At 62.3% G+C, this 20,252-nt stretch carries 18 protein-coding genes; 12 read left to right on the top strand and 6 right to left on the bottom strand.

Annotated elements, in window-relative coordinates:
* Positions 1-23: 23 nt before the first annotated feature.
* Positions 24-479: a DUF721 domain-containing protein gene (locus PRJ_RS22710; RefSeq protein ID WP_003251875.1), complete on the bottom strand. Its 456-nt coding sequence runs from the start codon at positions 477-479 to the stop codon at positions 24-26.
* 372 nt (positions 480-851) lie between these two features.
* On the opposite strand from PRJ_RS22710, the gene secA reads away from it, so the two are divergent.
* The 4 genes from secA to PRJ_RS22680 all read left to right on the top strand — a co-directional run bounded on the left by secA (position 852) and on the right by PRJ_RS22680 (position 6,716).
* Positions 852-3,587 (top strand): preprotein translocase subunit SecA, encoded by a 2,736-nt coding sequence (secA, locus tag PRJ_RS22700; RefSeq protein WP_020193381.1) that lies wholly within the window; start codon positions 852-854, stop codon positions 3,585-3,587.
* A gap of 182 nt (positions 3,588-3,769) precedes the next feature.
* Positions 3,770-4,987 (top strand): bifunctional glutamate N-acetyltransferase/amino-acid acetyltransferase ArgJ, encoded by a 1,218-nt coding sequence (argJ, locus tag PRJ_RS22695; protein WP_010952461.1) that lies wholly within the window; start codon positions 3,770-3,772, stop codon positions 4,985-4,987.
* A 155-nt stretch (positions 4,988-5,142) separates the two neighbouring features.
* Positions 5,143-5,775, top strand: a complete 633-nt coding sequence (locus tag PRJ_RS22685) for a glutathione S-transferase family protein (protein WP_104962513.1) — start codon at positions 5,143-5,145, stop codon at positions 5,773-5,775.
* Entirely contained in the window at positions 5,772-6,716 is a 945-nt protein-coding gene (locus PRJ_RS22680; RefSeq protein WP_104962512.1) for a Nudix family hydrolase, read from the top strand. The genes PRJ_RS22685 and PRJ_RS22680 overlap by 4 nt, the downstream gene beginning before the upstream one ends.
* Positions 6,717-6,852: 136 nt before the next feature.
* Here PRJ_RS22680 and PRJ_RS22675 read toward each other — a convergent pair whose 3' ends face one another.
* From PRJ_RS22675 to PRJ_RS22665, 3 genes are read right to left on the bottom strand one after another with little or no spacing between them, the layout of a single operon-like run.
* The gene (locus PRJ_RS22675) at positions 6,853-7,419 is read right to left on the bottom strand and encodes a cob(I)yrinic acid a,c-diamide adenosyltransferase (protein WP_104962511.1); all 567 of its coding nucleotides are present in this window, start codon (positions 7,417-7,419) and stop codon (positions 6,853-6,855) included.
* A gap of 1 nt (position 7,420) precedes the next feature.
* The gene (locus PRJ_RS22670; RefSeq protein ID WP_104962510.1) at positions 7,421-9,451 is read right to left on the bottom strand and encodes an ATP-binding protein; all 2,031 of its coding nucleotides are present in this window, start codon (positions 9,449-9,451) and stop codon (positions 7,421-7,423) included.
* Positions 9,452-9,488: 37 nt separating this feature from the next.
* Entirely contained in the window at positions 9,489-10,406 is a 918-nt protein-coding gene (locus tag PRJ_RS22665) for a putative 2-dehydropantoate 2-reductase (RefSeq protein ID WP_104962509.1), read from the bottom strand.
* A gap of 100 nt (positions 10,407-10,506) precedes the next feature.
* On the opposite strand from PRJ_RS22665, the gene PRJ_RS22660 reads away from it, so the two are divergent.
* The 3 genes from PRJ_RS22660 to PRJ_RS22650 all read left to right on the top strand — a co-directional run bounded on the left by PRJ_RS22660 (position 10,507) and on the right by PRJ_RS22650 (position 13,406).
* The gene (locus PRJ_RS22660; RefSeq protein ID WP_003251890.1) at positions 10,507-10,992 is read left to right on the top strand and encodes a YajQ family cyclic di-GMP-binding protein; all 486 of its coding nucleotides are present in this window, start codon (positions 10,507-10,509) and stop codon (positions 10,990-10,992) included.
* Positions 10,993-11,108: 116 nt separating this feature from the next.
* Entirely contained in the window at positions 11,109-11,951 is an 843-nt protein-coding gene (locus PRJ_RS22655) for a mechanosensitive ion channel family protein (RefSeq protein ID WP_003251892.1), read from the top strand.
* Between the two features lie 210 nt (positions 11,952-12,161).
* Positions 12,162-13,406, top strand: a complete 1,245-nt coding sequence (locus PRJ_RS22650) for an MFS transporter (protein ID WP_104962508.1) — start codon at positions 12,162-12,164, stop codon at positions 13,404-13,406.
* 113 nt (positions 13,407-13,519) lie between these two features.
* Here PRJ_RS22650 and PRJ_RS22645 read toward each other — a convergent pair whose 3' ends face one another.
* Both PRJ_RS22645 and PRJ_RS22640 read right to left on the bottom strand, forming a co-directional pair.
* Positions 13,520-15,067, bottom strand: a complete 1,548-nt coding sequence (locus tag PRJ_RS22645) for an AmpG family muropeptide MFS transporter (RefSeq protein ID WP_104962507.1) — start codon at positions 15,065-15,067, stop codon at positions 13,520-13,522.
* A gap of 43 nt (positions 15,068-15,110) precedes the next feature.
* A complete protein-coding gene (locus PRJ_RS22640; protein ID WP_020191618.1) occupies positions 15,111-15,464 on the bottom strand; it encodes an MGMT family protein in 354 nt (117 codons plus the stop codon).
* A 164-nt stretch (positions 15,465-15,628) separates the two neighbouring features.
* Between PRJ_RS22640 and PRJ_RS22635 the strand changes: the two genes are divergently transcribed.
* The 5 genes from PRJ_RS22635 to groL all read left to right on the top strand — a co-directional run bounded on the left by PRJ_RS22635 (position 15,629) and on the right by groL (position 20,207).
* Positions 15,629-16,639, top strand: a complete 1,011-nt coding sequence (locus PRJ_RS22635) for a DUF481 domain-containing protein (RefSeq protein ID WP_104962506.1) — start codon at positions 15,629-15,631, stop codon at positions 16,637-16,639.
* Between the two features lie 82 nt (positions 16,640-16,721).
* Positions 16,722-17,453, top strand: a complete 732-nt coding sequence (locus PRJ_RS22630) for a HugZ family protein (RefSeq protein ID WP_064491142.1) — start codon at positions 16,722-16,724, stop codon at positions 17,451-17,453.
* Between the two features lie 65 nt (positions 17,454-17,518).
* Complete coding sequence (locus PRJ_RS22625) at positions 17,519-17,980, top strand: FxsA family protein (protein ID WP_003251903.1); 462 nt, start codon at positions 17,519-17,521, stop codon at positions 17,978-17,980.
* A gap of 243 nt (positions 17,981-18,223) precedes the next feature.
* The gene (locus tag PRJ_RS22620; RefSeq protein WP_003251905.1) at positions 18,224-18,517 is read left to right on the top strand and encodes a co-chaperone GroES; all 294 of its coding nucleotides are present in this window, start codon (positions 18,224-18,226) and stop codon (positions 18,515-18,517) included.
* 49 nt (positions 18,518-18,566) lie between these two features.
* Positions 18,567-20,207 carry a chaperonin GroEL gene (groL, locus tag PRJ_RS22615; RefSeq protein WP_010952474.1) on the top strand — a complete coding sequence of 547 codons (1,641 nt, stop codon included), beginning with the start codon at positions 18,567-18,569 and terminating at the stop codon, positions 20,205-20,207.
* Positions 20,208-20,252 lie beyond the last annotated feature (45 nt).

The following is a 20,252-nucleotide window of genomic DNA, read 5'->3' as shown; positions in this document are numbered from 1 at the left end:
AGGCCACCTTCGGGTGGCCTTTTTTATGGCTTGCCCTGGGCGTGGGCGGCCAACCGTTCCAGTGCTGCGCGCAGTTTGGGGTCGGTAATGCCTTCGGCGGTGTCGCGCAGGCTCTCGGCCGCGCTGTTCGAAAGCTCGGCAGCATGCCCGCCCCGCTTGGCCGGCACCAGCGGCGGCTGCACCTTGTACAGGATGCGCCTGAGGTTGCCGAATGCTTCCATGGCCTGCAGTGCCGCCAACAAGCGCTTCTGCTGGTAGCGCAGGCGGGTGGCCCAATGGCCGTCGGTAACCACCAGCAACAAAGTACCATCGCGCCAGGACGCCACATGGCAGTGCTCGCGGGCAGCCGGTTGCAACTGGCTTTCCAGCAGGCGCTGCAAGTGCTCCAGGCGCTCGGCCTGGTTCAGCAGCAGGCGCAGCGGGCGCACCTGGCGCAGCAGGGCGGAGGGCGGCTGGGCGGGGGAGGGTTTGTAGGCCATGGGGGTACGCGTGAGGTGACGTGGGCACAGTCTAACATCTCCGTTGCCTGTACCGGCCTCTTCGCGGGTGAACCCGCTCCTACCAGGGCTATCGATACCTCGTAGGAGCGGGTTCACCCGCGAAGGGGCCGGCACAGGCAGCCAAAGACAAGACTGGTTCTCGATAGCTTTCATGTTGCCAAGCCTTGAACTCAGTGAAAATGCCCCTATCTAAAACAGGCCCCCGCCAAAACGCTGTATCAGCATCGTGGAAATCCACCACTTTCCTCACCATCGTTTCCGGGTAGAATGCTCGTTCGCATGCGGCCTATGGGCTGCACGGGCGACTCATGGGGCCGCCCTCCATCCCTACGTGTGGAAGATCCTGCCGATATGTTTGCGCCTTTGTTAAAAAAACTTTTTGGAAGCAAGAACGAGCGTGAAGTCAAACGCATGCTCAAGACGGTGAGTATCGTCAATGCCTTCGAAGAGAAGATGGTGGCCCTCTCCGACGAGCAACTGCGGGGCAAGACTGCAGAGTTCAAGGAACGCCTGGCCAAAGGCGAGACACTGGACCAGTTGCTGCCCGAAGCCTTCGCCGTGGCCCGCGAGGCCGGCAAGCGCGTCATGGGCATGCGCCATTTCGATGTGCAGCTGATCGGCGGCATGACCCTGCACGAGGGTATGATCGCAGAAATGCGCACCGGTGAAGGCAAGACCTTGGTCGGTACCTTGGCCGTCTACCTCAACGCATTGTCCGGCAAGGGCGTGCATGTGGTCACCGTCAACGACTACCTGGCGCGCCGTGACGCCAACTGGATGCGCCCGCTGTACGAATTCCTCGGTCTGTCGGTCGGTATCGTCTCGGCCTTCCAGCCGCCGGAAGAAAAGCGCGCCGCCTATGCAGCCGACATCACCTACGGCACCAACAACGAATTCGGGTTCGACTACCTGCGCGACAACATGGCGTTCAGCCAGGACGAGAAGTTCCAGCGTGAACTGAACTTCGCCGTGATCGACGAAGTCGACTCCATCCTCATCGACGAAGCGCGTACCCCGCTGATCATTTCCGGTCAGGCCGAGGACAGCTCCAAGCTGTACATCGAGATCAACCGCCTGATCCCGCGCCTCACCCAGCACATCGAAGAGGTCGAAGGCCAGGTCACCCAGGAAGGCCACTTCACCATCGACGAGAAGAGTCGCCAGGTGGAGCTGAACGAAGCCGGTCACCAGTTCATCGAAGAGATGCTGGCCCAGGCGGGCCTGCTGGCTGAAGGCGAGAGCCTGTACTCCGCGCACAACCTGGGCTTGCTGACACACGTCTACGCCGGTCTTCGTGCACACAAGCTGTTCCACCGCAACGTCGAGTACATCGTCCAGGACGGCCAGGTTCTGCTGATCGACGAACACACCGGCCGTACCATGCCGGGTCGTCGCCTGTCCGAGGGCCTGCACCAGGCCATCGAGGCAAAAGAGAACCTGAACATCCAGGCCGAGAGCCAGACCCTGGCTTCGACCACCTTCCAGAACTACTTCCGCCTGTACACCAAGCTGTCCGGCATGACTGGTACGGCCGACACCGAAGCATTCGAGTTCCAGTCGATCTACGGCCTGAACGTGATGGTCATTCCGCCGAACAAGCCACTGGCGCGTAAGGACTACAACGACCTGGTGTACCTGACCGCTGACGAGAAATACGCCGCGATCATCGCCGACATCAAGGAAAGCATGAAGCTGGGCCGTCCGGTGCTGGTGGGTACCGCGACCATTGAAACTTCCGAGCACATGTCCAACCTCCTGAAAAAGGAAGGGATCGACCACAAGGTGCTCAACGCCAAGTATCACGAGAAGGAAGCCGAGATCATCGCGCAAGCAGGCGCGCCAGGTGCACTGACCATCGCCACCAACATGGCTGGCCGTGGTACCGACATCCTGCTGGGCGGTAACTGGGAAGCCGAAGTGGCTGCCCTGGAAAACCCGACAGCCGAGCAGATCGCCCAGATCAAGGCCGACTGGCAGAAGCGTCACCAGCAAGTGATCGAGACGGGTGGCCTGCATGTAATCGCTTCCGAGCGCCACGAATCGCGCCGTATCGACAACCAGCTGCGCGGCCGCTCCGGTCGTCAGGGCGACCCGGGTTCCAGCCGCTTCTACCTGTCGCTGGAAGACAGCCTGATGCGCATCTTCGCCTCTGACCGGGTGAAGAACTTCATGAAGGCACTGGGCATGCAGTCGGGCGAGGCCATCGAGCACCGCATGGTCACCAACGCTATCGAGAAAGCCCAGCGCAAGGTCGAAGGCCGCAACTTCGACATTCGTAAGCAATTGCTCGAATATGACGACGTCGCCAACGAGCAGCGCAAGGTGATCTACCACATGCGCAACAGCCTGCTTGCCGCCGACAACATTGGCGACACCATCGTCGAATTCCGCAAGGAAGTCCTGGACGCTACCATCAGCCAGCACATTCCGCCGCAGTCGCTGCCAGAGCAGTGGGACGTAGCCGGCCTGGAGGCTTCGCTGGCCAGCGATTTCGCCATCAAGTTGCCGATCCAGCAATGGCTCGACGAGGACGATCACCTCTACGAAGAGACCCTGCGCGAGAAGCTGCTGAGCGAGATCACCACGGCCTACACCGAGAAGGAAGACCAGGCCGGTCTCGAGGCCCTGCGAACCTTCGAGAAGCAGATTCTGCTGCGCGTACTGGACGACCTGTGGAAAGACCACCTGTCGACCATGGACCACCTGCGTCACGGTATTCACCTGCGTGGTTATGCGCAGAAGAACCCGAAGCAGGAGTACAAGCGCGAGTCGTTCAGCCTGTTCCAGGAGCTGTTGGAGTCGATCAAGCGCGACACCATCCGCGTGCTGTCGCACGTACAGGTTCGCCGCGAAGACCCGGCCGAAGAAGAAGCCCGCCTGCGCCGCGAGGCCGAAGAGCTGGCGAGTCGCATGCAGTTCCAGCACGCCGCTGCACCGGGCCTGGGAAGTGAGCAACTGAGCGAGGAGGGTGCCGAAGTAGCGGTAGCCTCGGCGCCAGTACGCAATGACCAGAAGCTGGGCCGCAACGAGCCGTGCTGGTGTGGTTCGGGCAAGAAGTTCAAGCATTGCCACGGTCAGATCGAGTGATCTGAACCTAACGTTGTACAAGCCTGGGGCCGCTTTGCGGCCCTTTCGCGACACAAGGCCGCTCCCACAGGTACCGCGCTCGTCCATGATCGGGCGCGATCCTTGTGGGGGCGGCCTTGTGTCGCGATGGGGCGCGAAGCGGCCCCTTTTTCGACATCATCGTTTTTTCTAGGAGCGCTCTAATGGCTGTTGGTCTTGGTCCTTTGCCCACCCTGCACCCGGTTCCGGGTTTTGAACTCGGTATCGCTTCTGCCGGTATCAAGCGCCCGGGGCGCAAGGATGTGGTGGTCATGCGCTGTGCCGAAGGCTCCAGCGTGGCTGGCGTGTTCACCCTCAACGCCTTCTGCGCAGCGCCGGTGATCCTGTCCAAGCAGCGTGTACAGGGCACCGTGCGCTACCTGCTGACCAACACGGGTAACGCCAACGCCGGCACCGGCGCGCCAGGCCTGGCCGCCGCCGAGCGCACCTGCGCCAAGCTGGCCGAACTGGCTGGCGTACCGGCCGAGTCGGTACTGCCGTTCTCCACCGGCGTGATTGGCGAGCCGCTGCCGGTCGAAAAGATCGAAGGCGCGCTGCAGGCCGCCCTCGACAACCTGTCGGAAAACAACTGGGCTGAGGCCGCTACCGGCATCATGACCACCGACACCCTGCCCAAGGGGGCCAGCCGCCAGTTCCAGCACGATGGCGTGACCGTCACCGTTACCGGTATCAGCAAGGGTGCAGGCATGATCCGCCCGAACATGGCGACCATGCTGGGCTACATCGCCACCGACGCCAAGGTGGCGCCAAAGGTACTCAAGGACCTGATGCTGGACGGCGCCAACAAGTCGTTCAACCGCATCACGATCGATGGTGACACTTCGACCAACGATTGCTGCATGCTGATCGCTACCGGCAAGGCCGACCTGCCGGAAGTGACCGAAGCCAGCGGCGCGCTTTTCGAAGCGCTGAAAAAGGCCGTGTTCGAAGTGTGCATGGAAGTGGCCCAGGCCATTGTCCGTGACGGCGAAGGCGCGACCAAGTTCGTGACCGTGCAGGTCAACGGCGGTGGCAACCACCAGGAGTGCCTGGACGTTGGCTACGCCGTGGCCCACTCGCCGCTGATCAAGACCGCGCTGTTCGCTTCCGACCCGAACTGGGGCCGCATCCTCGCCGCCGTAGGCCGTGCCGGTGTACCGGAGCTGGATGTGAGCCTGATCGATGTCTACCTGGACAGCGTTTGCATCGCGAGCAAAGGCGGCCGCAGCCCGAGCTATACCGAAGCGCAGGGTTCGGCAGTGATGGCCCAGGAAGAGATCACCATCCGAATCGAACTGGGCCGCGGCCAGTGCAGCGAAACCATCTGGACGACTGACCTGTCCCACGAGTACGTGAAGATCAACGCCGAGTACCGTACCTGATCTACTGATCCGAAGGCCTCTTCGCGGGCACGCCCGCTCCCACAGGTGTTGCAATGCCTGCAGGAGCGGTGCGGTCCCTGTAGGAGCGGGCTTGCCCGCGAATGGCCGCGCAGCGGCCTGCGGGTTTTGCAATACAAACCTGATGGAGCCGAACCATGAGCTATCACCTGATCATCGGCGACAAGCTGTACTCCTCCTGGTCGCTGCGTGGCGCCCTGGCGCTCGAGCTGGCTGGCGTGCCCTACGAAGAAACCCTGATCAAGCTGAACCAGCCTGATACCCGCCAGCGCATCCTCGCTTTCTCCTCCACCGGCAAGGTGCCGCTGCTCAAGACCGAGCACGGTGTGATCGCCGATTCCCTGGCCATTGCCGAATACCTCAACGAACAGCACCTCGACGCCCAGCTGTGGCCTGCCGACGCAGCCGCCCGCGCCCAGGCCCGTTCGGCTTGCGCGCAGATGCACAGCGGTTTCTTCGCCCTGCGCGGTGCCATGCCGTTCGACCTGTCGCGTGACCAGGCGCTGGACACTGTGCCGCTGGACGTGCAGGTCGATATCGACCGTATCGTCGCGCTGTGGTCCGAATGCCGCGTGGTGGCCAAGGACAGCGGCCCGTTCCTGTTCGGCCAGCCAAGCCTGGCCGATGCCTTCTTTGCCCCGGTGGCCGTGCGCCTGCGCACCTACCGCGTAGAAGTCCCCGCCGAGGCGGCAGCCTACATCGAGACCATTTATCAGTGGCCAGCCTTCCAGGCATGGCAACAGGCAGGCCTGGAGGAGCGTGAAGCGTGAAACGGATTCATGTAGTGGCTGCCGTCATTCGCGGTGCTGATGGCCGTATTCTGATCGCACGCCGTGCCGATACCCAGCACCAGGGCGGCTTGTGGGAGTTCCCCGGTGGCAAGGTGGAAGAAGGCGAAAGCGTCGAAGCAGCGCTTGCCCGCGAGCTGCGCGAGGAGCTGGGCATCGAGGTAAGCCGGTCGCGTGCGCTGATCAAGGTCAGCCATGACTACCCGGACAAGCAGGTGCTGCTGGACGTGCGCGAGGTCGAAGCGTTCACTGGCGAACCCCATGGTGCCGAAGGCCAGCCGCTGGAATGGGTTGCCCCGCGCGATTTGCCGCAGTACGAATTCCCCGAGGCCAACAAACCGATCGTCGCCGCTGCGCGCCTGCCGGACCAGTACCTGATCACCCCGGATGGCTTGGAGGTGCCGCAGCTGCTCAAGGGCATCCAGAAGGCGGTGGCCAATGGTATTCGCCTGATCCAGTTACGTGCCCCGGACATGTACGACCCCAAGTACCGCGACGTGGCGGTGGATGCGGTCGGGCTGTGTGCGGGCAAGGCGCAGCTGATGCTGAAAGGGCCACTGGAATGGCTGGGTGATTTCCCGGCGGCCGGTTGGCACCTGACAGCCGCGCAGCTGCGCAAGTACGCCGCCAGGGGCCGGCCGTTCCCCAAGGAGCGCTGGTTGGCGGCATCCTGCCACAGTGCCGAAGAGCTGGCGCTGGCTGAGCAGATGGGCGTGGACTTTGTCACCTTGTCGCCAGTGCAGGCGACCCAGACGCATCCGGATGCGGTGCCGCTGGGCTGGGATGAGGCGCAGCGCGTGATTGCCGGGTTCAACAAGCCGGTATATCTGCTGGGTGGGGTAGGGCCGAGTGAGCGCCAGCAGGCCTGGGAGGCGGGTGCACAGGGTGTGGCCGGGATCCGGGCGTTCTGGCCACAGGTTTGAGTCCCCTGTAACAGGGGCTGCTGCGGGGCCCATTCGCGGGGCCCGCTCCCACAGGAAACTCACAAGCTTCAAGCCTGCTCGAAACCTGTGGGAGCGGGCAAGCCCGCGAATGGGCTGCAAAGCAGCCCCAGAAGTATCAGCCTTTCGGTTTCTCGGCGGGCTGCCACAAAACCTCAGCCACCCCCTGGCGCCGCCCGATGATCCGCGCCGCCACGAACAATAGATCGGAAAGCCGGTTGATATACGCCAAACCAACGCCTTCCAGCGGCTCCACGGCATTCAACTGCTGACACCGGCGCTCTGCACTGCGCGCCAGGCTGCGGCACACATGCGCCTGCGCCACCAGCGCCGAACCACTGGGCAGAATGAAGTTCTTCAGCGGCCCCAGCTCTTCGTTCCACACATCGATGGCCGCCTCCAGGCGTTCCACTTCCGCCAGGGTCAACGCCTGGTAACTGGGCATCGCCAGCTCGCCACCCAGGTCGAACAAGCGGTGCTGACACGGCGCCAGCACTGTGGTCACTTCATTCAGCCCGTGCTCGGCGAGCCCCGCCAGCAGCAACCCCAACTGGCTGTTCAGGCTGTCCACCTCGCCAATCGCTTCGATCCGCGGGTGGTCCTTGGGCACCCGACGGCCGTCGCCCAGGCCGGTTTCGCCTTTGTCGCCGGTGCGGGTATAGATCTTCGAAAGGCGGTAGCCCATGTCATTGCTCCGTTCTGGCCGGCACCGCCGCTGCCGGCTGGGTGAGGGGCAGGCGTAGGGTAAAGCAGGTGCCTTGGCCTGGCGTGGATTGCACTTCCATCTGCCCCTTGTGGTTGTTGGTGATGATGAAGTAAGAGACCGACAGGCCCAGCCCGGTACCCTGGCCGATTTCCTTGGTGGTGAAGAACGGCTCGAAGGTGCGCTTGCGCACCGCCTCGGGCATGCCGACGCCGTTGTCTTCGACCTGGATTTCCGCCCATGGCGGGTTTAGCCGGGTGCGCAGTGTGATGCGTCCGGGCTCGCTGGGTTGCGGGCGTTGGTGGATGGCCTGGGCTGCGTTCTTCAGCAAGTTGAGCAGTACTTGTTCCAGCTCGTTGGCGGTACATGGCACCGGCCCCAGGTCGGGGTCGAACTGGCGCACGATGGCTTGCCCCTTGAAGTCGAAGCCGATGGCCAGATCGAAGTCATTGCCGGCAATTTCAAGCGCCTGATCGATCAGTGCCGGCAGCTCGCATGGCTCCAGCTGGCGGTTGCTGCGGCGGCTGAAGCTGAGCATGTGGGTGACGATCTTCGCCGCCCGGGCGCCGGCCTGCTGAATGCCGTCGAGCAGCTGCGGCACCTCGCGGCTGTCCAGGTAGCGGTTGATCGTGGCCAGGTCGATCCCCAGCTCTTCGGCCTGTTCCTGGTTGCGCGGCAGGTCGGACGACAGGCGTCGGCGAATGTTCTGCACGTTGTGCAGGATAGCGCCCAGCGGGTTGTTGATTTCGTGCGCCATGCCGGCAGCCAGACCACCGACCGAGAGCATTTTTTCCGATTGCACCATCATTTCTTCCAATGACAGGCGCTGGGTGATGTCGTCGATACGAATGACCACGCCGCGCCCGCCGCCGCCGGTCAGTGGGTAGAAGGTCAGGGCGTAGTGGCGCAGGTCGTCGCCCTTGGGCCAGGTTACCCGCTCGATCTTCGCCACTCGATGTTTTTCCACGGTTTCCTTCAGTTGCGGGAGGAACGGCTTCAGCGGCTCGAACGCAATGAACACCGGCTGGTTAAGTGCCTCGTCCAGTGGTGTGCCGGAAAGCACCGTGGCTTCGTGGTTCCATTGGGTCACGTAAAGCTGTTCGTCGAGGGCGATCAGTGCCGAGGGCATCGAGTCGATGATGCTGTTGAGGTAGTTCTGGAAACCGGTGAGCTTTTTCTCGATCTTGCTGCGTACCTGTACTTCCAGTTCCAGCTTGCGGTTGGTGTGGCGGGTTTCTTCAGCAAGGCCCTGAGCCTGGTCGTAGGCACTCTGGAACTCGTCGCGGGCGCTCTTGAGCTGCTGCTCGCGGGCCTCGATGCGCGACAGCATGGTGTTGAAGGCCTCGGCCAGGCTGCCGATTTCATCATCGTTGCCGCGTTGGGCGCGCAAGGCGTAGCTCTCTTCGCGGGTAACCTGGCGGCTGAGTTCCTCAAGCTGGTTGATCGGTTGGGTGATCAGGCGTTTGATCTGCCGGGCGATGACGATCCATAGCAGGACACTGAACACCAGGATGCCCAGGCTGGCGCTGAGTGTGCCGGTGTAGAAGGCCGTGGGCAGTTCGCTGCTGGCTACCAGCAGCAAGTGTGCCGGTGGGTTGGCATCGCGGGGGATGCGGATCAACTGAGTGCTGCGAAACTCCATCAGGCGCCAGCCGTCGATGTTGCGAAAACGTTTGGGCAGGGCCAGCGGCTCGCCATGCTGCAACTGCGCCAGCATTCGGCCATCGCCACCGTAGACCGCGGCGGCGCGTAGCGGTGTGTAACTTTCCAGTTCCTTGAGCAGGGCACGGGCCGTTTCCGGGGTGTCGCCGGCGCGGGCTGCAAGCTGAGGATTGGCCACCAGCCGGCCGATGGTCTGCATGGCCTGAGGCGCCATGCTTTCCTGGGTGATCCAGTAGGCGGCGCTGATGAAGGTGAGGTTGGCCATCAGCAAGATGGTCACCAGCAATACCAGCAGGGCCGCCAGCAGCTTCTGCCCGACCGGGAGGTTTTCCAGGCGTTGGCGCAAGGTCATGGGCAAGGCAATGTCCGTATCCGGTTGAAGGGCCGCGTCAGTCGCAGGGCAAACCACGCGCGCGCAGGTTTTCGACCAAGCGCTGCAGCAGGTGTTCCAGCTGCGGCAATTGCAGGCCATGACGGCCCGCAGCGCGGCAAGCATGGCCGAGCAGGTAGTGCAACTCGGTGCGCCGTCCTGCATGCACGTCCTGGTACATGGAAGAGTAGTTGGCTGCGGTGGCGAGGATTACCCGCTGCACTTCTTCCTCCAGCCCCTCGGCTGCTTGCGGCTGGCCGCAACGGCGCAGCAGGCGGGCCAGCTCGACGCACAGGGCCTGCACTTCACCCAGGTGCCCCAGCAGCCCGCCATTCTGGCAATCGTGAAGCACGGTCAGCGGGTTGATGGCGCAATTGAGCGCCAGCTTGCGCCACAGGCGGGTCAGTATGTCTACTGTCCATTCTGCGGGGATACCGGCCTCGTGCAGGTCATCGAACCAGGCGGGGATCATGGGGTTACGTGGGTCGCCCAGCCAGTTGAAGCCATGGCCGGCAAAACGCACCTGCCAGTCCCCCTCGCGGAAGGCGCCTTCGGTGCTGGAGGCGAAGATGCAGCGAGCGTGCGGCACCAGGTCTGCGACTTCATCCTGGCTGCCAAGGCCATTCTGCAACAGCAGCACTTCGGCGCTCTCGGCCAGCCGTGGCGCTAGACCGGCAATCGCCGGGGCAGCGTCATAGGCCTTGCAGGCCACCAGCAGCCGGTGGATCGGGCCATGCGCCTGCGCCGTTTCGGCTGGTATGGCGTAGTGCCGGGTTTGCTCCTGTTCGATCAGGGTCAGGCCACCGGCCTGTTGATAAGCCTGCAGCCGTTGCCCGTCACGCAGGATCAGGCGCACGGCCTTGCCTGCGCGTGCCAGGCGGCAGGCCCACAGACTGCCAAGGCTACCGGCGCCGAGAATATGCCAGGTGCTGCTCATATGCGTTTCGCAACCCGTTATAATGAGCCCGCATTTTAACCTTCAAACCCAGCGCGCTCCATCTTCAGCCTGAGCGCGCTTTTATTTTGGGAGAACAACCATGCCTTCGTTCGACGTGGTATCGGAACTGGACAAGCACGAAGTGCAGAACGCGGTCGACAACGCCATCAAGGAACTGGACCGCCGCTACGACCTCAAGGGCAAAGGCACCTTCGAGTTCAAGGACAAAGAGCAGACCGTGATGCTCACCGCCGAGGAAGAGTTCCAGCTCGAGGCGATGCTGGAGATCCTGCGCCTTGCACTGGTCAAGCGCAAGATCGACGTGAAGTGCCTGGAAACCAAGGACCCCTACGCCTCCGGCAAGGAAAAGAAACAGGAAGCCAAGTTCCGCGAAGGCATCGACAAGGACCTGGCAAAAAAGATCGTTGCCACCATCAAGGATGGCAAGCTGAAAGTACAGGCCGCCATCCAGGGTGAGCAGGTACGGGTAACCGGCAAGAAACGTGACGATCTGCAGGAAGCCATCGCCCTGCTGCGCACCAAGGAATTCGACATGCCGCTGCAGTTCAACAACTTCCGCGACTGATGCGGGGGTGGCCCGGAACCCCGATGGCCAAATGATGTCCATGGGGGCCGGGGTTGCGTAATAACACGCGCGGCCTGTTCTACCGTGTACTTGCCGCTCGGCATCAGGAGATGAATATGGATTTGAACGCTGAGGTCGACCAGCTCGTCCGCCAATCCCAGACGTGGATCCCTTTGATCATGGAATACGGCAGCCGTGTGCTGCTGGCACTGCTGACCTTGGCGGTTGGCTGGTGGATCATCAACAAGGTCAGCGCCCGCCTCGGCAAGCTGGTTGGCCTGCGCAACGCCGACCTGGCGCTGCAGGGCTTCATCAGCACCCTGGCGAACATCGTGCTGAAGGTGCTGCTGTTGGTCAGCGTGGCCTCGATGATCGGCATCGAGACCACCTCGTTCGTCGCCGCCATCGGTGCCGCAGGCCTGGCCATCGGCCTTGCCTTGCAGGGCAGCCTGGCGAACTTCGCCGGTGGTGTGCTGATTCTGATGTTCCGCCCGTTCCGTATCGGTGACTGGATCGAGGCGCAGGGCGTTGCCGGCACAGTCGACAGTATCCAGATCTTCCACACCGTGCTGCGCACCGGTGACAACAAGACGGTCATCATGCCCAATGGCAGCCTGTCCAACGGCATCATTACCAACACCAACCGCCAGCCGACGCGCAAGGTGGTGTTCGATGTGGGCGTTGACTATGAGGCCGACCTGCAGAAGGCCCGCAATGTGTTGCTGGAGCTGGCAAAGGACCCGCGTGTTCTGCAAGACCCGGCACCGCAGGCGGTCGTGTCGACGCTGGGCGACAGCTCGATCACCGTATCGCTGCGCTTGTGGACCAAGACCTCCGATTACTGGGACGTGATGTTCATGCTCAACGAGTATGCGCGTGACCGGTTGAAGGCCGAAGGGATCGATATTCCGTTTCCGCAGCGGGTTATTCGCGTGGTGCAGGAGACTGCAACGCAGTAATACCGCGTTAAAGCCGGGGCCGCTTTGCGCCCCTTCGCGGGCAAGCCCGCGCCTACGAGGACATGCGTGTTCTGTGTAGGAGCGGGCTTGCCCGCGAAGGGGCGCAAAGCGGCCCCAGTTTTTTTCGACCCTGATTACACTTGCTCACAGCAATTTCCAGCCATTTCTGGCATATAGCGTGACCCCGCCCGCCACACCCGATACGCCATCATGAAACCACTGCTGTATATCACCCCTCTGCGTGCCTTGCTGTTCGGCCTGACCCTGGCCCTGTTCGAACTGCTGACCTACCTGGCCAGCGATGCGGTCATGCCGGCCATGCCTGTCGTGGTCAACGACCTCGACGCCAGCCCCGAATACATACCCCATGCCCTCAACCTGTACCTGCTGGGGGGCGTGGTACTGCAATGGCTGATCGGCCCGTTGGCCGACCGTTATGGACGGCGCCCTTTGCTGCTGGTCGGCTGCGCATTCTTTGGCCTGGCCTGCCTGGCTACCTTCTGGGTCCAGGACATCGGCCTGTTCAACCTGTTGCGTCTGTTGCAGGGCATTGGCCTGGGCTTTGTGGTCACCGTCAGCTACCCAGCCCTGAACGAGGCTTTCAGCGAGGCTGATGCCGTACGCATGATGGCCCTGTTGGCCAACATCGCCTTGCTGTCGCCCCTGCTCGGGCCGCTGGTGGGCACCTTGCTGCTGCAATGGCTGGACTGGCGCTGGCTGTTCGTGGCGTTCGCCATCGGCGCGGTGCTGGCCTGGCTGCTGCTGTACCGGCTGATGCCGGAAACCCTGGGCGTGGAGCGCCGTGACGGCTCGCGGCTGGCGTTCACGCCGATTCACCTGCTGCCACTGCTGGCGGGCTATGGCCAGTTGCTGGGCAACCGCCGCTTCGTTGCAGGCAGCGCCGCCCTTGGGTTGGTCGGCTTACCGCTGATTGGCTGGATTGGCCTGTCGCCGGTGCTGCTGATTCACGATGAGGGGTTGAGTACCCTAGAGTATGCCTTGTGGCAGTTGCCGGTTTTTGGCGGGCTGATCCTCGGTAACCTGATCATCAACCGTATTGCCGATCGCTACCCGCTGCCAGCCCTGGTGCGTGGCGCGCTCTGGCCATACCTGGCTGGCCTGTGCCTGATGGTGCTGGCGACCTGGTACTGGCCGAGCGTGACCAGTGTGGTGGCCGGCATGTCGTTGTATGCGCTGGGGTTGGGCGTGGCCAATGCGGTGCTGTACCGCATGACGCTGTTCTCCAGTGAGCAGAGCAAGGGGCTGGTTTCGGCCATGCTGGGGATGATCACCATTGCCTTGCTGGGGCTCGGCGGTGCGCTGCTGGCGATGATTGGCGCCGGTGCCAGCTTGCTGCATTTTGCCCTGGCGGCGGGGGTGGCGGGGGCGTTGGCGCTGTGGCCGCTGTGGTTTGTGGTGGGTGGGCGGCCTGGGGAAGGGGCTGTAGCTCGATAATCGGTATTGCCGGTGCCGGCCTCTTCGCGGGTAAACCCGCTCCTACACAGGGCCGCGCCGCCTTGTAGGAGCGGGTTTACCCGCGAAGAGGCCAGCACAGGCAATACAAAACTTCAGGGCCGCTCAGCCACAGAGTGATCCTCGGCCACCGGCGTCCCCCGCCCGGCTTCCTGATGCCACTGCAGGGCGATCAGGATCAGCGTAGGCACCCCCAGCAGCGCCGTGATCAGGAAGAAGTCGTGGTAGCCGAACTTCTCCACAATTACGCCCGAATACCCGCCGATCAGCCGCGGCAACAGCAACATGATCGAACTGAGCAGCGCGTACTGGGTCGCCGAGAACTTCAGGTTGGTCAGGCTGGACAGGTAGGCGACAAAGGCCGAGGTAGCCATGCCGGAGCTGAAGTTGTCCAGCGAGATGGTCACCACCAGCATTTCCAGGTTCGGCCCCATGTCAGCCAACATCAGGAACAGGATGTTGGTGCCGGCAGAGGCTACGCCGCCAATGAACAGGATGGGCATGATGCCGAAGCGTACGATCAGCAGGCCGCCAACCCCGGCGCCGACCAGGGTCATGATCAGGCCGAAGATCTTGCTGACGCTGGCAATCTGGTCCTTGGTGAAGCCCATGTCGATATAGAACACGTTGGCCATCACCCCCATCACCGTGTCCGACATGCGATAGGTGGCGATCAGGCCGAGCAGCAGCAGAGCCTGCCAGCGGTAGCGGGTGATGAAGTCGTTGATCGGGGTCAGCACGGGAGCCAGGCCACGACGGCCGAGGCTCGACAGGCAGGCCCAGGTCAGCAGCACGTAGAGGATCAGGCGCAGGAAGGCGCGGTCTTCCAGCAGCAGGTCGAGCGGCGTGGCATCACCGGAGACCACGCTGGACCAGCCGGTATTGAACATCTGGGTGAAGCTGGCCGGTACCGAGACCAGCAGGATGATCAGCACGAACACCGAGGCCATCTGGTGCACCAGCCCATAGCGCGCTGCCGACAGCTGGGTGCGCATGGGCACTGGTGGTTCGCGCATGACCAACGTGGTGAACAGGGCGGGCAGCATCATCACCCCGAACATCACGTACGTGCCGGCCCAGGCCTTGTGCAGGTAGCTGAAGCCGGTAGAGCCGAACCACTCGGCGAAGAACAGGGCACCGGCCGTGGCGAGCAAGGCAGCCACCCGGTAGCCGGCCATGTAGCTGGCTGCGAGCGCGGCCTGGCGCTGGTCGTCAGCGATTTCCAGGCGGTAGGCGTCGACAGCGATGTCCTGGGTAGCCGAGGCGAAGGCCACCAGTACGGCCATGGCGATCAGCCAGGAGAGGTGTTGTTGCGGGTCGCACAGGCTCATGCCGACCAGCCCGATCACCACCAGCGCTTGCGACAACAGCAGCCACGAACGCCGGCGCCCGAGGCCGCCAAGCAGCGGCAAGCGCCACTGGTCGAGCAGCGGCGACCAGACCCACTTGAAGGCGTAGGCCAAGCCAATCAGGCTGGCATAACCGATGGTTTCACGGGCAACGCCGGCTTCGCGCAACCATACCGACAGGGTCGAGAACACCAGCATGTAGGGCAGGCCGGCGGCGAAACCGAGTAGCAAAAGTACCAATGTTGACGGGCTGGCATAGGCAGCAAGCGCAGCGCGCCAGGTTTTACGGGGCATGGGCCAACATCTGCCTCAAGTTTTCGAAAACAAAGCGCGCACTCTAACCGCTGTGCTCCATTGGGCGCCAGCCATGGCGCGTCATATCCACACGATTGTTGCTTACATTCACACCTTCCCCGCGTAACCGCGCCCGTTGTTCATCGCCCGACGGGGTGCCCAGCGGCAGGCTCAACCGGCCACCTGCACCGAGCACCCGGTGCCAAGGCAGGCGTGTGTCTGCAGGCAACTGCCCCAGGGTGCGCCCCACCCAGCGCGCCGCACGGCCAAGCCCGGCCAGTTCGGCCAGTTGGCCATAGCTCACGACCTTGCCGGGTGGCACCTGGCCCAGTACTGAATACAGCGCCGTTCGTCGGCCCTCGGCCGAATCAAGGGCGTGCTCATATCCATCAGACATCTCGCCCGCCTTGGGCTGCAGATGAAACCGGACCGGTGGTCTGGTAAATGAGAGTTGAACTCAACGGCATACTCCCGGTCTGTCCTTGCTCTGGTCGTGGGTATCTGGATAATGCCCGGCTTTTTCGTCAAATCGAACCCATAGTCCGCAAACAAAGCCCGTTTATGAATTCTAGATCCTTGTTGTGCCTTCTTGCTGTTTCCCTGTGTGCCTCTCCAGTGTGGGCCGACACTGTGTGGATGAAGAACGGTGATCGGCTAAGTGGCAAGATCAAGGTATTCGACGGCGGCAAGCTGCTGCTGGAAACCCCTTATGGCGGGTCCATCGCCCTGGACTGGAAACAGGTCCAGACGCTGGAAAGCGACCAGGAGATGCTGGTCAAGCAGGACGCCTACAGCGGAGAGAAAGCCAAGTCGCTCAAGGCGGCAGAGGCAGGCAAGGTGACCTTGGCCAATGGCGATTCACCGAAGACGGTGGAGCTGGCCAGCATCGAGCAGATCATGAAGCCCAAGCCGCTGGTCGAGGATTTCGTGTGGAAAGGTAATGTCGACGTGGCGCTGGACTACAAGCGCGCCGAGAACGACACCGACGATTATGACGTGGGCTTCAAGACCACTGCCCGCCATGGCCGCTGGCGGCACAACGCCGAGGGTGAGTACAACCGCGAGACCAAGGACGACGTCACCACCACCAACAACTGGAGCGCCGAGTACGCCCTGGACCGCTTCATTACCGATAAGTGGTTCTGGCAGGGGCGTGCGGAGTACAAGCGCGATCACATCGAAGACCTGGCCCGCCAGCGCACCGTGGGTACCGGCCCGGGTTACCAGTTCTGGGACGATGAGCTGGGTGCGTTCTCGCTGGGCTCACTGATCAACCGCACTGATTTCGAGTATCGGGACGGCGGCAAGGATAATTTCTATTCTGCGGCCGTGAAGTGGGATTACACCCGCTACCTGATCGGCAAGAACGTGCAACTGTTCACCAACGGCGAGTTCGCCAAGCCGCTGGGTGGCGTGGCCGACTACTCGCTGGATGCCGAGGTTGGCCTGCGCTACAAGGTCACCGAGTGGGCCTCGCTGAACCTCAAGGCGGAGAAGGATATCATCACCGGCACGCGTGAGAGTGACCTGGACAAGACACGCTATACCGCGGGCTTCGGCGTTACCTGGTAAGGCGTCTGGATGCAGGTCAGTGGCACAGGCAGCTGATAATGCTTATCTTGTCCCCAACCCGTCCGCCAGGAGCCGCCCTCAAGTGAGTACCAACGCCATCCGCCCCGCCCGGGAACTGCTGCTCAAGGAATACCGCGGCGTGCTTTCGACACATTCCAGGTCGATGCCTGGCTACCCCTTCGGTTCGGTCGTGCCGTACTGCCTGGACGCCCAGGGCAACCCGCTGATCCTGATCAGCCGCATTGCCCAGCACACCCACAACCTGCAGAAGGACCCCAAGTGTTCGCTGCTGGTGGGTGAGCGCGAGGCCGAGGATGTGCAGGCGGTAGGGCGCCTGACGGTGATGGCCGAAGCGCACAAGCTGGTCGACGAGGCCGTCATCGAGGCCGCCGCCGAACGCTATTACCGCTATTTCCCGGACGCGGCCGACTACCACAAGGCCCACGATTTCGATTTCTGGGTGCTGCAACCGGTGCGCCACCGCTACATCGGCGGCTTCGGTGCGATCCACTGGCTTGACCATGTGACCTTGGCCAACCCGTTCGCGGGCAAGGCCGAGGGGAGCATGATCGAACACATGAACAGCGATCACGCCAGTGCCATTGCCCACTACGTCGAATTGACCGGGTTGCCACAGCACGTACCGGCGCAGATGGTTGGGGTAGACAGCGAAGGCATGCACCTGCGCATCGGCCAGGCAGTGCACTGGTTGCCTTTCCCCACTACTTGCAACACGCCGACACAAGTCCGCGAGGCCTTGGTTTTGCTGGCTCGCGCCGACCATTGGCCGCTTGTGATGCAAGCCGAGGGTTGAAATCCGGAGCGCAGGCATCCATTTGAGGTCTTATTGGAAGGTTATCTTCCGTCGAGGAACCCTTGATGCGTGCTTTTCTACTGCTGTTTCTGATTTTTCCTGTGCTGGAGCTGTTCGTCTTCGTGAAGGTCAGCGCGGCTATCGGTTTCTTCCCGGCGTTGCTGCTGATCATCGCCGGCTCCGCCCTGGGCGTACTGGTCATGCGGGTGGCCGGCCTGGCGACTGCATTGCGCGCCCGTGAAAGCCTGCAGCGCGGTGAATTGCCCGCCGAGGACATGTTCCAGGGCATGATGCTGGCCGTGGGCGGTGGCCTGTTGTTGCTGCCCGGCTTCATCAGCGACGTGCTGGGTGTGCTGTGCCTGCTGCCATTCACCCGCCGCCTGGCGGCGCGCAAGATGCGCGAGCGTGCCGAGGCCCAGGCCATGCGCCAGCGTGCATTCCAGGATGACCCCTTCCAGGCGCAGCCGCGTGATGGCGGCCACCGCCCGAACGTGATCGAAGGCGAGTACGAGCGCCGCGACAAGTAACAAGGACCGGGGCCGCGCAAGCGGCCCCGGTTTTTTTGGGCCTGATGAAAAATTTTCTATCTCGAGCCTTGTAATTGGATGTGGCGGCCTCATGTATGTGGTCACCGCAAGGTTTCTGGTGGCAACACCAGACATTACACAGGTGGTTCGCTCACAGCGGGCCACCCCCGGCAACGCCGGACAGCATCAAAACCGCCGGTGTCGAACCGGCCGATGAAAACCACAATTTGGGAGAGATCGACAATGAAACTTCGTCCTCTGCATGACCGCGTAGTCATCCGTCGCAGCGAAGAAGAATCGAAAACCGCTGGCGGTATCGTCCTGCCGGGTTCGGCCGCTGAAAAACCAAACCGCGGCGAAGTTGTAGCCGTCGGCACCGGTCGCGTTCTGGACAACGGCGAAGTTCGCGCGCTGGCCGTGAAAGTGGGTGACAAAGTGGTTTTCGGCCCGTACTCGGGCAGCAACACCGTGAAAGTCGATGGCGAAGACCTGCTGGTCATGGCCGAGAACGAAATCCTCGCCGTTGTCGAAGGCTGATTTCCCCCGACTTCCCGTTACTCCAAAGTTTTTCAAGGATTAAACGATCATGGCTGCTAAAGACGTAAAATTTGGTGATTCCGCTCGTAAGAAAATGCTGGTTGGTGTCAACGTTCTGGCTGACGCGGTAAAAGCGACCCTGGGCCCGAAAGGCCGTAACGTGGTACTGGCCAAGAGCTTCGGCGCGCCGACCATCACCAAGGACGGCGTTTCCGTCGCCAAAGAAATCGAGCTGAAAGACGCTTTCGAAAACATGGGCGCCCAGCTGGTCAAGGAAGTTGCTTCCAAGGCCAACGACGCTGCCGGTGACGGCACCACCACCGCTACCGTTCTGGCTCAGGCCATCGTCAACGAAGGCCTGAAAGCCGTCGCTGCCGGCATGAACCCGATGGACCTGAAGCGCGGTATCGACAAGGCCACTGCTGCCGTCGTTGCCGAGCTGAAGAACCTGTCCAAGCCATGCGCCGACTCCAAGGCCATCGCCCAGGTAGGTACCATCTCTGCCAACTCCGACAACTCCATCGGTGAAATCATCGCCGAAGCCATGGAAAAAGTCGGTAAAGAAGGCGTGATCACTGTTGAAGAAGGCTCGGGCCTGGAAAACGAACTGTCCGTCGTAGAAGGCATGCAGTTCGACCGCGGCTACCTGTCGCCGTACTTCGTCAACAAGCCGGACACCATGGTTGCCGAGCTGGAAGGCCCGCTGCTGCTGCTGGTCGACAAGAAAATCTCCAACATCCGTGAGCTGCTGCCAGTTCTGGAAGCCGTTGCCAAGGCCGGCCGCCCACTGCTGATCGTTGCCGAAGACGTTGAAGGTGAAGCGCTGGCTACCCTGGTAGTCAACAACATGCGCGGCATCGTCAAGGTTGCTGCAGTCAAGGCTCCGGGCTTCGGCGATCGCCGCAAGGCCATGCTGCAGGACATCGCTGTCCTGACTGGCGGCCAGGTCATCTCCGAAGAAATCGGCCTGTCCCTGGAAACCGCTACCCTGGAGCACCTGGGTAACGCCAAGCGCGTCATCCTGTCCAAGGAAAACACCACCATCATCGACGGTGCTGGCGCTGACACCGAGATCGAAGCACGCGTCAAGCAGATCCGTGCCCAGATCGAAGAAACCTCCTCGGACTACGACCGTGAGAAGCTGCAAGAGCGTCTGGCCAAGCTGGCTGGCGGTGTTGCCGTGATCAAGGTCGGTGCCGGCACCGAAGTTGAAATGAAAGAGAAGAAAGCCCGCGTTGAAGACGCCCTGCACGCTACCCGTGCAGCCGTTGAAGAAGGCGTGGTGCCTGGCGGTGGTGTTGCCCTGGTTCGCGCCCTGGCAGCCATCATCGACCTGAAAGGCGACAACGAAGACCAGAACGTCGGTATCGCGCTGCTGCGTCGCGCTGTTGAATCCCCGCTGCGCCAGATCACTGCCAACGCCGGTGATGAGCCAAGCGTGGTTGCTGACAAGGTCAAGCAAGGTTCGGGCAACTTCGGCTACAACGCCGCTACCGGTGAATACGGCGACATGATCGAGATGGGTATCCTGGACCCAGCCAAGGTCACTCGCTCGGCGCTGCAAGCTGCTGCTTCGATCGGCGGTCTGATGATCACCACCGAAGCCATGGTTGCCGACCTGCCGGAAGACAAGCCAGCTGCTGGCATGCCTGACATGGGCGGCATGGGTGGCATGGGCGGCATGATGTAAGCCAGCCTTACCCCCTGCACCATCAAAAAGCCCCGGTTCGCGAGA

It is taken from the genome of Pseudomonas sp. XWY-1, from assembly GCF_002953115.1.
Taxonomy (GTDB): domain Bacteria; phylum Pseudomonadota; class Gammaproteobacteria; order Pseudomonadales; family Pseudomonadaceae; genus Aquipseudomonas; species Aquipseudomonas alloputida.
This window is presented reverse-complemented; position numbering and strand designations above follow the sequence as displayed.

Bases quoted from the DNA above. Each gene is read 5' to 3' on its own strand.
- PRJ_RS22710 (WP_003251875.1), bottom strand. From the start codon at position 479: ATGGCCTACAAACCCTCCCCCGCCCAGCCGCCCTCCGCCCTGCTGCGC.
- secA (WP_020193381.1), top strand. From the start codon at position 852: ATGTTTGCGCCTTTGTTAAAAAAACTTTTTGGAAGCAAGAACGAGCGT.
- argJ (WP_010952461.1), top strand. From the start codon at position 3,770: ATGGCTGTTGGTCTTGGTCCTTTGCCCACCCTGCACCCGGTTCCGGGT.
- PRJ_RS22685 (WP_104962513.1), top strand. From the start codon at position 5,143: ATGAGCTATCACCTGATCATCGGCGACAAGCTGTACTCCTCCTGGTCG.
- PRJ_RS22675 (WP_104962511.1), bottom strand. From the start codon at position 7,419: ATGGGCTACCGCCTTTCGAAGATCTATACCCGCACCGGCGACAAAGGC.
- PRJ_RS22670 (WP_104962510.1), bottom strand. From the start codon at position 9,451: ATGACCTTGCGCCAACGCCTGGAAAACCTCCCGGTCGGGCAGAAGCTG.
- PRJ_RS22665 (WP_104962509.1), bottom strand. From the start codon at position 10,406: ATGAGCAGCACCTGGCATATTCTCGGCGCCGGTAGCCTTGGCAGTCTG.
- PRJ_RS22660 (WP_003251890.1), top strand. From the start codon at position 10,507: ATGCCTTCGTTCGACGTGGTATCGGAACTGGACAAGCACGAAGTGCAG.
- PRJ_RS22655 (WP_003251892.1), top strand. From the start codon at position 11,109: ATGGATTTGAACGCTGAGGTCGACCAGCTCGTCCGCCAATCCCAGACG.
- PRJ_RS22650 (WP_104962508.1), top strand. From the start codon at position 12,162: ATGAAACCACTGCTGTATATCACCCCTCTGCGTGCCTTGCTGTTCGGC.
- PRJ_RS22645 (WP_104962507.1), bottom strand. From the start codon at position 15,067: ATGCCCCGTAAAACCTGGCGCGCTGCGCTTGCTGCCTATGCCAGCCCG.
- PRJ_RS22640 (WP_020191618.1), bottom strand. From the start codon at position 15,464: ATGTCTGATGGATATGAGCACGCCCTTGATTCGGCCGAGGGCCGACGA.
- PRJ_RS22635 (WP_104962506.1), top strand. From the start codon at position 15,629: ATGAATTCTAGATCCTTGTTGTGCCTTCTTGCTGTTTCCCTGTGTGCC.
- PRJ_RS22625 (WP_003251903.1), top strand. From the start codon at position 17,519: ATGCGTGCTTTTCTACTGCTGTTTCTGATTTTTCCTGTGCTGGAGCTG.
- PRJ_RS22620 (WP_003251905.1), top strand. From the start codon at position 18,224: ATGAAACTTCGTCCTCTGCATGACCGCGTAGTCATCCGTCGCAGCGAA.
- groL (WP_010952474.1), top strand. From the start codon at position 18,567: ATGGCTGCTAAAGACGTAAAATTTGGTGATTCCGCTCGTAAGAAAATG.